Origin of the sequence: Sphingomonas sp. (assembly GCF_025362505.1) — a bacterium.
GTDB lineage: Bacteria > Pseudomonadota > Alphaproteobacteria > Sphingomonadales > Sphingomonadaceae > Sphingomicrobium.
The window spans coordinates 1-12095 of the sequence record NZ_JANYGG010000107.1 but is presented as its reverse complement, the minus strand read 5'-3'; the positions used below and the strand labels follow the sequence as shown (position 1 = coordinate 12095).

At 64.5% G+C, this 12095-nt stretch carries 9 protein-coding genes; 6 read left to right on the top strand and 3 right to left on the bottom strand.

What is annotated here, in order from left to right:
• Positions 1-1494 (top strand): TonB-dependent receptor (locus tag Q0R27_RS10255; protein ID WP_293944076.1); only part of this gene is annotated, 1494 nt, incomplete at its 5' end.
• A 3-nt stretch (positions 1495-1497) separates the two neighbouring features.
• On the opposite strand, the gene Q0R27_RS10250 is transcribed toward Q0R27_RS10255, so the two are convergent.
• The 3 genes from Q0R27_RS10250 to Q0R27_RS10240 form a co-directional block, all read right to left on the bottom strand.
• On the bottom strand, positions 1498-2565 hold the full coding sequence (locus Q0R27_RS10250) for an ATP-binding cassette domain-containing protein (protein ID WP_293944074.1): 1068 nt from the start codon (positions 2563-2565) through the stop codon (positions 1498-1500).
• On the bottom strand, positions 2562-4358 hold the full coding sequence (choW, locus tag Q0R27_RS10245) for a choline ABC transporter permease subunit (RefSeq protein WP_293944072.1): 1797 nt from the start codon (positions 4356-4358) through the stop codon (positions 2562-2564). The genes Q0R27_RS10250 and choW overlap by 4 nt, the downstream gene beginning before the upstream one ends.
• 350 nt (positions 4359-4708) lie before the next feature.
• Positions 4709-4975, bottom strand: coding sequence for a metal-sensing transcriptional repressor (locus Q0R27_RS10240; RefSeq protein ID WP_293944070.1), 267 nt, complete (start codon positions 4973-4975; stop codon positions 4709-4711).
• A 54-nt stretch (positions 4976-5029) separates the two neighbouring features.
• On the opposite strand from Q0R27_RS10240, the gene Q0R27_RS10235 reads away from it, so the two are divergent.
• The 5 genes from Q0R27_RS10235 (at position 5030) to Q0R27_RS10215 (ending at position 12007) form a co-directional block, all read left to right on the top strand.
• Positions 5030-5944, top strand: a complete 915-nt coding sequence (locus Q0R27_RS10235; RefSeq protein WP_293944078.1) for a cation diffusion facilitator family transporter — start codon at positions 5030-5032, stop codon at positions 5942-5944.
• 122 nt (positions 5945-6066) lie between these two features.
• Positions 6067-6381, top strand: coding sequence for a hypothetical protein (locus Q0R27_RS10230; RefSeq protein ID WP_293944068.1), 315 nt, complete (start codon positions 6067-6069; stop codon positions 6379-6381).
• 54 nt (positions 6382-6435) lie between these two features.
• Positions 6436-7665 (top strand): TolC family protein, encoded by a 1230-nt coding sequence (locus Q0R27_RS10225; protein ID WP_293944066.1) that lies wholly within the window; start codon positions 6436-6438, stop codon positions 7663-7665.
• Positions 7662-8882, top strand: coding sequence for an efflux RND transporter periplasmic adaptor subunit (locus tag Q0R27_RS10220; RefSeq protein WP_293944064.1), 1221 nt, complete (start codon positions 7662-7664; stop codon positions 8880-8882). Before Q0R27_RS10225 ends, Q0R27_RS10220 begins: the two co-directional genes overlap by 4 nt.
• Positions 8879-12007, top strand: a complete 3129-nt coding sequence (locus tag Q0R27_RS10215; protein WP_293944062.1) for an efflux RND transporter permease subunit — start codon at positions 8879-8881, stop codon at positions 12005-12007. Before Q0R27_RS10220 ends, Q0R27_RS10215 begins: the two co-directional genes overlap by 4 nt.
• Positions 12008-12095 lie beyond the last annotated feature (88 nt).

Below are 12095 nucleotides of genomic sequence, written 5' to 3'. Positions count from 1 at the left end.
TCGATCACCCCGTCACAGGGCGGCGATCCCTGGAAGACCGCCGGGACCGGAGCGGCCTATGTCGACCGCGAACAGTTTGCAGCCACGCTGCGGCTCGACGCCACGCTGGGCGCATTCGATCTTGTGTCGATCTCCGACTACCAGCATTTGTCAAAATTCTACATCGAGGGTGGCGATGGCCCGCCGGAGCTGCCCTATCAACCCGGCGTCGCTCTAGACCCGTTTACGACCGGGCCATGCGCACCACCGGCTCAAGCCGTGACCTGCTACGCTTCGGGAACAATTTTCTCCCAAACCGCGAACACGAACCAATACACGCAGGAAATCCGCGCCTCGACCAAGTTCGGGAACAACTACCTCGTCGTCGGTGCCTTTGGCATGATCATCGACGGCAAATACAAGGCGAAATATGCAACCCCATTCGACCAGTACGACCCCGATGTCGCCTTCACCCAGCGGACGGAAAGCTTTGCATTTTTTGCGCAGGACGAACTCAAGATAAGCGACCAGATCAAGCTGATCGGGGGGCTTCGCTACTGGCATGACCGCAAAGTCGGCGATTATGTCGGGGTGGAATCGATTTCCGGGCTGACCGTTCGGTTCGGGCGCGGCGGCATCAGCTTCATCGATCCGTCGGGCACTGCCGATCCGGCGCTCATCACCGTACAACCCAGTGCGGCCTCGCCCAGTTACAGCGGTCTCACTGCCCGCGCCGAAATCGACTGGAAGCCGTCACCCGGCACGCTGGTATACGCAAGCTACAACCGCGGCAGTAAATCGGGCGGCTTCACGTTCTCGACCGGGACGCCCTTCCCCTCGCAGATCGTCGATACGCTGAACAACATTCCGTACCGGCCCGAAACGCTGAACGCTTACGAGATCGGCTTGAAGACGAAACTCGGCGCCAGGACAACGTTCAACCTTGCGGCCTTCTATTATGATTATCAGAACTATCAGGCCTATGTGCAGGTCTTTGCCACACAAGTCGTCCGCAACCTGCCCGCCAAGATCAAAGGGCTCGAAGCCGATTTCACGACACGCCCTGTTGACGGGCTTACGATCCAGCTGAGCGGCGCACTACAGGACGGCGCGGTCAAGAACGTCCTGCTGCCAGACGGGGTGACGGTCGTGACCCATAATTTGCCCCAGGCGCCGAGCTTTTCGGGTAATGCGCTTGTGCGCTACGAATTCGATCTCGCCGGAGGCCGAGCATCGCTGCAAGCCGATGCGCTGTACCAAGGCAAGTCCTGCTTCACGGTGTTGTGTGCCCCCGTCGAGCGTGAACCGGCCTATCATGTCGAAAACGTGCGGGTCGGATTTTCGCCCGCAGGCTCGAAGGTGGATCTGGCGGTCTTTGTGAACAACCTCTTCGAGCGTGCATATCGCAGCTATGCCTTTGACGGGTCTCTCTTCTGGGGCGACTCCCTGGGGGTCTATGCGAAGCCGCGGACGTGGGGGATCACTGCCACCGTCCGCTTCGGCTCGAGCCGGTAAGCTCTAGCCCTGGGTGCGGGCTGACAGGGCCCGCACCACGTCGCTGGCGTCGCACTGCCCGACTGGCACGCCCCCCCGCGTCAGCGTGATCGCCCCGCCCGCCACCGCCAGCCGCGCGCACACCTCGCTCAGCGGCTGGTCGCAGTCCATGGCCTCTCCCCCGCCGTGACCATCCGACGGGCGCATCGCCATCGCGCCGGTCAGCGCCGTCAGCGGGTTCATGTGCATCACGAAGGCGCGGATGAGGTCGTTCGCCGGGTGGAGGATGATGTCTTCCGCCGTCCCCGTCTGGACGATCCGCCCGCCGTCCATGATCGAGATGTGATCGCCCAGCTTCATCGCCTCGTCGAGGTCATGGCTGACGAACAGGATGGTCTTCTTGAGCCGCGCCTGGAGATCGAGCAGTTCGTCCTGCAGCTTGGTCCGGATGAGCGGATCGAGCGCCGAGAACGGTTCATCCATCAACAGGATGCTGGCATCGGTGGCGAACGCGCGGGCCAGCCCGACGCGCTGCTGCATGCCCCCCGACAGCTCGCTCGCATAGCGCTCGGCCCAGTCGCTCAGCCCGACCAGCGCCAGCTTGTCGTCGACCCGGTCGCGGCGCTCGGCAGTCGACATGCCCTGCAGTTCGAGTCCCAGCCCGACATTCTCGCGCACCGTCCGCCACGGCAACAGCCCGAACTGCTGGAACACCATTGCCACCCGCGTCCGGCGGATCCGGCGCAGGGCGTCGGGCGCGCATTTGGCGACGTCGACCGTCGCGTCGCCATCGCGGATCAGCACCTGCCCGCGGATCGGCTGGTTGAGCCGGTTCGCGGCGCGCAGCAGGGTCGACTTGCCCGACCCCGACAGCCCCATCAGCACCGAGATCTCGCCCTCGCGCACTGCCAGGCTGGCATTGCTCACGCCAAGCACGACGTTGGCTTCGGCCGACAGCCGCGCGCGGTCGGCGCCGGCGTCGAGAAGGCCGAGCGCCCGCGTGCAGTCGGCCGGGCGACCGAACAGGATATCGACGTTGCGGAACTCGATAGCCGTGCTCGTCGGGCGGCCTCCGCCAGCCACCGCGTTCATCGGGCGGCCTTCGCCGGGCGCGACACCCGGTCGAGGATGATCGCCAGCAGCACGATCGCGAACCCGGCCTCGAAGCCCATCCCGACCTGCACCGTGTTGAGCGCCCTGACCACCGGCACGCCGAGCCCCCCCGCCCCGACCAGCGCGGCGATAACGACCATCGACAGGCTGAGCATGATGCACTGGGTGATCCCGGCCTGGATCATCGGCGCCGCGCTCGGCAGCTCGACCTTCCACAGCAGTTGGCGCCGCGTCGCGCCGAACGCCTCGCCCGCTTCGACCAGCGCCGGCGGGACCGATTCGATTCCGAGCTGGGTCAGACGCACCGGCGCCGGCAGCGCGAAGATAATCGTCGAGATGAGCCCCGGCACGATCCCCAGCCCGAACAGCACCAGCGTCGGAATCAGATAGACGAAGGTCGGCAGCGTCTGCATCAGGTCTAGCACCGGGCGCAGCGCATTGCCGAGCCCCGGCCGATGTCCCGCGGCAATGCCGATCGGGATGCCGATCAGCGACGAGATCAGGGTCGCGAACCCGACCAGCGCGAGCGTCTCGACCGTCGCCGCCCAATAGCCCTGGTTGACGATGAACAGCAGCGCGGCACCGACGAACACGGCCAACCCGACCGAACGTTTCAACCACCACACCAGCGCGCACGACAGCCCGATCAGGACCAGCGGCGGGACGGCGTTCAGCGCCGCGGTGAGCGCGCCGACAAGGTTGGTCACCACCGCCGACACGCCGTTGAAAAACCAGCTTTGGGTCTTCACCGCATCGACCAGCTCAGTCATCCAGTCGCCGACCGGTAACTTGGTCAGGTAAAAGGGTGTCGACGCCGTCGCCCCGGTCACCGCGGCGGCGAGCGCGGCGGCGGCGGGCTTACCATCGGCGGTAGTGACCCCCTGCAGCCACTGAGCCGATCGCTCGGGATGCGCCGCGAGCCACGCCTTGGCTGCGGTCGTCGGAGCCTGGTGCCGGTCGAGTATCGCCGACATCAGCGCGTTGGTCTCGTCGATGCTGAGCTCCATGTTCGACACCAGCCGCCCGACGTTGGGACAGGCCGCGACATAGCCGGCGCGGGTATTCTTGAAGACCGACGCCCCGCCGAAGTTCGGTCCGAACACGGCATCCCCGCCGCTCAGGTAACGCATCTTGAAGCGCAGGTTCATCGGATGCGGGTTCCAGCCGAGGAACACCACCGGGTCGCGCGCCTTGGTCGCCCGCTCGACCTCGGCGAGCATTCCCTGCTCACTCGATTCGACCAGCTTGAACCCGCCCAGCCCGAAGCGATTGTCGGCGATCATCTTGAGCACCAGCCGGTCGCCGTCGTTACCCGGCTCGATCCCGTAGATCTGGTTGCCGAGCGGCCCCGCGAACCTGGCGATATCGGCGAAATCGCGCAAGCCAGCGTCGTACAGATAGTCGGGCACGGCCAGCGTATATTTGGCCCCGGTCAGGATCGGCCCGAGCACGTCGACCGATTTGTCGGCGACGAACGCATGACGGTCGGCCTCCATCGACGGCATCCAGTTTCCGAGGAACACGTCAATATCGCGATTGCGCATCGCCGCATACGTCACCGGCACCGACAGTACTGTCACCTTGGGCGTGTAGCCGAGCGCGGACAGCACCACCGACAGCGTCGCGGTGCTGGCGGTCACGTCGGTCCAGCCGATGTCCGACAGCTTGACCGTCCGGCACTGCGCCGGCTCGCGCGCCGCAGCCGGCGTCGCGAAGGCGAGCAGCAATGACAGGAGGAGCCGCACTGCCGTCATCCGGTTAACTGACGACATGATTCCCCCGCCCTCAAGCTCGATCACACGAGTGTGCGGGATGCAAAATCGGAATGCAACGGCGCCGCAACTTGCCATCTGCCTTCACCGGGCAACCAGAGCGAAACCCCGCCGCGAAGGCCACATCGCACCCGGGACACGGTTCTCGAAGACCACCTAAGTAATTAATTTACTGAACTATTCTTCGTTCATACTTCGCTCGAAACCATCAATGGCACCATCAGTTTTTCTGGCAAGTACCGGACGTCCATGGAATGGCCCCGACCTTTCCGGTCGAATTACGCCAACCGGTTGCGTTGCGTCCCGGCAAAGCCGAACCGATCGGGGAAACGGAAAACCATCGTCGGTCCTCAGAAATATTTCGCGAGCTGCCGAAACTCCAGCAAGGCGGTCTTGGGCGCTACCGCGCTCGTCTCGATCTTGTCTCCCAGGCAATGCTCGATGTGGTCGTGGATCAATTCGCGCTTCGCGTTCGCTACCGCGTTTTCCACGGCGTGCAGTTGTTGGGCCAGGTCGACGCAGGGTCGTCCTTCCTGCATCATGTTGATGACCGATGCGAGATGGCCGTGCGCTCGCTTCAAGCGCACGATGATTCCGGAATGGCTTTCATGTTCCATCAATCTGACCTATCCTCCAGGTCAGGATACATGCAAGCGAATGTTTGGATACGAATGTTACATAATCACAATCACGCCACTGAACTCGACACTGGACGATCGTCGTACGGGAGAGCATTTTTAGTCAGCATCGTTCTCAACATCGGATTTGTTGCGATCGAGGCGACCTACGGCATCTTGTCCAATTCCGTGGCGCTCATCGCAGACGCGGGGCATAATCTGTCGGACGTGCTCGGGCTATGCGTGGCCTGGGGCGCCACGATACTGGTCAAGCGCCGCCCGAGCGCTCGATACACCTATGGCCTGCGTCGTTCATCTATTCTTGCGGCATTGTTCAACGCGGTGTTTCTGCTGATTGCCGTCGGCGCAATCGCGTTCGAGGCGGTCCGAAGGCTCGGCAATCCGCAGCCGGTCGGTGGCGGAACGGTGATGGCGGTGGCTGGGGTTGGCATTGTCGTCAACGGCGTTGCCGCCTTGCTTTTTGCCGGCGGAAAGGGCGACATCAATATCCGCGGAGCTTTTCTGCACATGGCAGCGGACGCCGCGGTATCCGCTGGGGTCGTGATCGCGGGACTGGTCATTCTTCGAACTGGGTGGGTATGGCTCGATCCAGTCGTGAGCCTCGTCATTGTCGCCGTGATCGTGATTGGGACATGGGGTCTCCTGCGCGACTCCGTGTCGATGTCGCTCGACGCGGTCCCGGCGGGAATCACTCCCGGCGATGTGACGGCCGCGCTCTCGGCCCTTCCTGGTGTGACCGTCGTGCACGACCTTCACATCTGGCCGATGAGCACGACCGAAGTCGCCTTGACCGCGCACCTGGTCCGTCCCGAAGGACACCCCGGCGATGATTTCCTGCATGACGCCTCGGCGATGCTCGAGGCAAGGTTCGGCATCCACCACTGTACGATCCAGCTCGAAACGTCGCTCGACGAACATTGCAAGCAAGCCCCGGCGCATTCGGTTTGAGGGAAATGGGTCGTTTGGCACCCGCGACTGACGGCAACGTAATTGACGGGCAACCTATCTCCTCTATGCATCGAACGGTCGTGAAACGGTTACTGCACCTCGCATTGCTCATTGGAGCGGTCATGGGCCTGGTCGGCCAGGGAACCGCTGTCGCTTCGACACGGCCCTGTCCCGAAATGATGGAGTTCCAGGCCGCCAACGATGACGCGTGCGCGATGATGGCGATGCCAAAAGCCCCTGGCACTCCCGAAGCCAAACATATTCCTTCGGGATGTGACGCGATGGTCGGCTGCACGACGTCAGCGATGATCGAGCCCGCGCTGCTCATTGCCCCGCGCCTATCGATTGAACAGTCAGTCGTAATCTGGCCTTCGCCTCACAAGCCCAACGATCGCTCGATCGCTCCGGAACAGGAGCCGCCCGCTTCCCTGCTCTGAATCCACGCCCGGACTCCGTCCGGGGCAGGAATCCTATGCGCAGGAATAGCGGTCATGAACTTTCGAATTTTCGCATTATTGGCAACGATCGCGCCGTGGCCGGCCTACGCCGCGCCATTGACGTTCGACGCGGCGCTTCGAGCGGCGAGAAGCACCGCGCCGTCGCTGAAGGCGAGCGCAATCGGCGTCGATGCGGCGAGTGCCGCCGCGGACGCCGCCGGACGGCTGCCCGATCCCAAAGCGTCGATCGCCGTCGAAAGCTTTCCCATCTCTGGGCCGCTTGCGTTCAAGCCGTCGCGGGACGATTTCACCTGGGTCAAGCTCGGGCTTTCGCAGGACTTCCCCAATCCAGCCAAGCGCCGCGCCGAAATAGCCCGAGCTCGCTCCAATATCAGCGCCGCGAGAGCCGAGACGGGCGTCGAGGAACGCAGCGTTGCGGTCGGCGCGGCGGTTGGCTGGATCAACCTCGCTTATGCCGGCAAGCGGATGGCGGCGCTCGACGAGATTGCCGCTCGACTGAGACGTTATGTGGATACCGCGCCGGCGGCACTAGCGTCCGGCGCGGCGCGCCCGGCCCAAACTCTTTCTGGCCGCGTCGCGCTGGCCACCCTCGCCGACCGCCGAAGCGAACAGGTGGCCGAGGCTGACCGCGCGCGCGCCGAACTGACGCGCTGGACCGGTGATCCTGATCCCGAGGTCACCGGCGCCATGCCCGATATCTCGCTGGATACCGGGGCGCTGCAGCGCGCGTTGGAACGCCATCCGACCCTTGCCGTGATTGCATCGCAATCCGATCAGAACGACGCCGAGGTGGCGCTCGCGCGCGCCGGAAAACGTCCCGACTTCGGGATCGACGTCGCCTACCAGCACCGTGATCCGCGCTTCGGCGATTATGTCTCGGCCGGCGTTTCGATGACCCTCCCGTTTTTCTCCAGGCACCGACAGGACCCGCTAATTGCCGCGGCGCAACTTCAATCCGTCCGGACTGGCGCGCGCCGCGACGCGGCGAGGCGAGCGTTGGAGGCCGACCTGGCCGCGGCGCTGGCCGACCATCGAATGCACCATGACCAATGGGAGCGGGCCCGCGATGTCCTGCAGCCGCTCGCCGAGCAGCGCGTGGCGCTCGAGACCGCGAGCTTCGCATCCGGCCGCGCCAGCCTCGCCGACATCATCGACGCGCATGTTGCGCTCGCCGACACGACGCTCACGGTGATCGACCGCGAAGCGGCGGTCGCGACCGACGCAGTGCGATTGAAAATGACTTATTTGGGCGATGACCAATGAACGTCTTTAATAGCCCGCGCGGTCGTGTCGCGATTTTGGCGGTCGTGGCGAGCGGCGCGATCGGGTTCGGGGTCGCGCGATGGACGGCGCCGGACGCTCCCCCAGCTACTACCGCCGAACGCGGCAGGATACTTTACTGGTATGACCCAATGGTCCCCAATGAGCGTCACGACGGACCCGGTCTCTCCTCGATGGGGATGACCCTTCGCCCGAAATACGCGAGCGAGGGAAATAACACGGGGCTCGGCGTTACGGTCGATCCGTCCGCCATGCAGAACCTTGGCATGCGGGTGGTCGCAGCGCGTCTCGGGACACTGACCAGCGCACTCAATGTCACCGGCGTGGTCGACTTCAACCAACGCGACGTTGCCATCGTTCAGTCGCGGGCTGGCGGATTTGTTGAGCGCGTCTATGCTCGGGCTCCAGGCGACGTGGTCGGCGCGGGGTCGCCGATTGCCGACATTCTCGTACCTGAATGGGGTGGCGCGCAAACCGAATATCTTGCGGTCAGGCGAGTTGGGGATCGCGCCCTGACCGCCGCCTCGCGTCAGCGCTTGAGGCTGTTGGGAATGTCCGAAGGCCAGGTCTCGCGCGTCGAACGCGGCGGCCGGGTCCGCGCCATTACGACGATCACCGCCCCGATCGGCGGCGTGATCCAGAGCCTGGACGTTCGACGCGGCATGACCCTTGCTGCGGGGCAGACCCTTGCTCAAATATCCGGGCTGAGCACGGTGTGGCTCAATGCCGCCGTTCCCGAGGCGCTGGCTGGCAGGCTGCAATCGCGCCAATCTGCGACCGCCGAATTCGCCACCTTTCCCGGGGAGAAATTCTTCGGCCGCGTGATCGCGGTCCTGCCGACCGCGCAGGCCGACAGCCGGACGCTCACGCTGCGGATCGAACTTCGCAACGACAGCGGCAGGTTGCGCCCCGGAATGTTCGCGACTGTGCATCTTAACGAAGCAACCCAGGGCGGCCTGCTTGTGCCCAGCGAAGCGGTGATCCGAACCGGCAAGCGAACGCTGGTGATGCTGGCGCAGAAAGGCGGTCGTTATCGCTCGGCCGAGGTCCGCACTGGCCAGGAAGCCGACGGACAGACGGTCATTCTGGCCGGACTAGCCGAGGGCGAAAAAGTGGTCGCCTCGGGCCAGTTCCTGATCGATTCGGAAGCCAGCCTGAGCGACGTCCCGGCGCGCCCGATCGGCGGCGACGCCCGATGATCGCGCGGATAATCCACGCCTCGGTCAAGGCGCGCATCCTCGTCCTGCTGTTGGCGGCGCTGCTGGTCGCAGTCGGCATCGTCGCGGTGCGCACGACCGCCGTCGATGCGCTGCCCGATCTGTCCGACGTCCAGGTCATCATCCGGACCTCCTACCCCGGCCAGGCGCCGCAGATTGTCGAGAACCAGGTAACCTATCCGTTGGCAACGACGATGCTGTCGGTGCCGGGCGCCCGCGTCGTGCGCGGTTATTCGTTCGTCGGCGACAGCTTCGTCTATGTCCTGTTCGAGGATGGCACGGACCTTTACTGGGCGCGCTCGCGGGTGCTCGAATATCTCAGCCAGGTTCAAGGGCGGCTACCTCCGGGCGCGACGACCTCGCTCGGCCCCGACGCGACCGGGGTCGGCTGGATTTACGAATATGCGCTGTTCGACCGAACCGGGCGACACGACCTGTCGCAGCTGCGCAGCATCCAGGACTGGTTCCTCCGCTACGAGCTGAAGAGCGTTCCCGGCGTGGCCGAGGTCGCGACCGTCGGCGGCATGGTCAAGCAGTATCAGGTGGTGCTCGATCCCGCGAAGATGGTCAGTTATGGGATCACTCAGGCGGCGGCAACCGAGGCGATCCAGCGCGCCAACCAGGAAACCGGCGGTTCGGTGGTCGAGATGGCCGAGGCCGAATATGTCGTTCGAGCGAGTGGCTATCTGACATCGCTCGACGATTTCCGCGCGATCCCGTTGAAGGCCGCGGCGGGCGGTGTGCCGGTGCGGCTGGGCGACGTCGCGACGATCCAGCTTGGCCCCGAAATGCGCCGCGGCATCGCCGAGCTCAACGGCGAAGGCGAGGTCACCGGCGGGATCGTCGTCCTTCGCCAGGGCAAGAACGCCCGCGAGGTGATCGACGGGGTCACCCGGAAGCTCGCGGAGCTGAAGAAGAGCCTGCCGCCGGGCGTGGAGATCGTCACCACCTATGATCGCTCGGGCCTGATCGACCGCGCGATCGACAATCTCACGAGCAAACTGTTCGAGGAGTTCATCGTCGTCGCGATCGTCTGCGGGCTGTTCCTGTGGCACGCGCGTTCGGCGCTGGTCGCGATTCTGACGCTGCCGCTCGGCATCCTCATGGCGCTGATCGTGATGCGCGTGCAGGGCGTCAACGCCAACATCATGTCATTGGGCGGGATCGCCATCGCGATCGGCGCGATGGTCGATGCAGCGGTCGTAATGATCGAAAACGCCCACAAGCATCTCGAACGCTGGGCGCGGGACCATCCCGATCGTCTAATCGGCGATCAGGAGCGATGGAAGGTGATCACCGCCGCCGCCGCCGAGGTCGGGCCGGCGCTGTTCATCAGCTTGGTGATCATCACCCTTTCGTTTATCCCGGTTTTCTCGCTTCAAGGGCAGGAAGGTCGGCTGTTTGCTCCGCTCGCATTCACCAAGACCTATGCGATGGCCGGCGCGGCGATCCTGTCGATCACGCTGATCCCGGTGCTGATGGGGTTTCTGATCCGTGGCAAGATTCCATCTGAGGACGACAATCCGATCAATCGAACGCTAACCCGTGTCTATCGCCCGGCGATCGACTGGGCGATCAGGCGGCCCAAGCAGGTGCTGGTCATCGCGGGCCTGATCTTCGCGACCAGCCTGTGGCCGATCAGCCAGCTCGGCGGCGAGTTCATGCCGCAGATGAGCGAGGGCGATCTTTTGTACATGCCGTCGGCTCTGCCCGGGCTGTCCACCGCGACGGCCGCGCGACTGCTCCAGCAGACCGACCGGCTGATCAAGACCGTCCCCGAGGTCGACAGCGTGTTCGGCAAGTCGGGACGCGCCGAAACCGCGACCGATCCGGCCAATCTCGAAATGTTCGAGACCACCATCCGCTTTAAGCCCAAGGAGCAATGGCGCGCGGGCATGACGCAGGAGCGGCTGATCGACGAGCTCGACCATGTCGTGAAAGTGCCCGGGCTCGCCAATTTCTGGATCCCGCCGATCCGCAACCGGATCGATATGCTGTCGACCGGGATCAAGAGCCCGATCGGGATCAAGGTGTCGGGGTCCGACTTGGCGGAAATCGACCGGACTGCGCGCCAGATCGAGCAAGTCGCGAAGACCGTGCCCGGTGTCAGTTCGGCGCTGGCCGAGCGGCTCACCGGCGGTCGTTACATCGATGTCGATATCAATCGCGCCGCAGCGTCGCGCTTCGGGCTCAACGTCGCCGACGTCCAATCGATCGTGTCAGGCGCTATCGGGGGCGAGACCATCGGACAGACCGTCGAAGGGCTCGCGCGCTACCCGATCAGCGTGCGCTATCCGCGCGAGCTGCGCGACAATCTCGACGCGCTGCGCAACCTGCCGGTGCTGACCCCGTCGCTGCAACAGACCACCCTCGGCGCGGTGGCCAATATTCGCGTTAGCGAGGGTCCGCCGATGCTGCGCAGCGAAAATGGCCGCCCGGCGACGTGGATCTATATCGATGGGCGCGGGCGCGATCTGGTCTCGATCGTTGGTGACCTCCAGCGCGCGGTCGCGAGCCAGGTCAAGCTGCCCCCCGGTGTCAGCGTCGCCTACACCGGCCAGTTCGAGTTCCTCCAGCGCGCGGTCGCGCGGCTCAAGATCGTCATACCGGTGACCCTGCTGATCATCTTTCTTCTGCTCTACGCGACATTCAGAAGGCTCGACGAAGCCGCGCTGATCATGGGGACCCTGCCGTTCGCTTTGACTGGCGGACTGTGGCTTCTCTACCTGCTCGGCTATGCCCAATCGGTCGCGACCGGGGTCGGCTTTATCGCGCTGGCCGGGGTTTCCGCCGAATTTGGCGTTGTCATGCTGATTTATCTGAAGCACGCACTCGCCGAACGCGGTCCGGATGTCGACGCCGAAGGGATCGCGTCGGCGGTGCGCGAAGGGGCGTTGCTCCGTGTCCGCCCCAAGGCGATGACCGTCGCGGTGATCCTCGCCGGTCTGTTCCCGATCCTGATCGGCACTGGCGCCGGGTCAGAGGTAATGAGCCGGATCGCCGCGCCGATGATTGGCGGAATGATCACCGCGCCCTTGCTCTCGATGCTGGTCCTGCCCGCCGCCTATCTGCTGCTCCGCAGGCGTTCGATCGTTAGAGGCTCGTAGGTCAGGAGTTTCTCGGCGACTCGACCAAGCCGACCTGGCCTTTGCCGCATGATGAAGTCGGAACGGCCGCTGGTGCCAGGAGAGGACT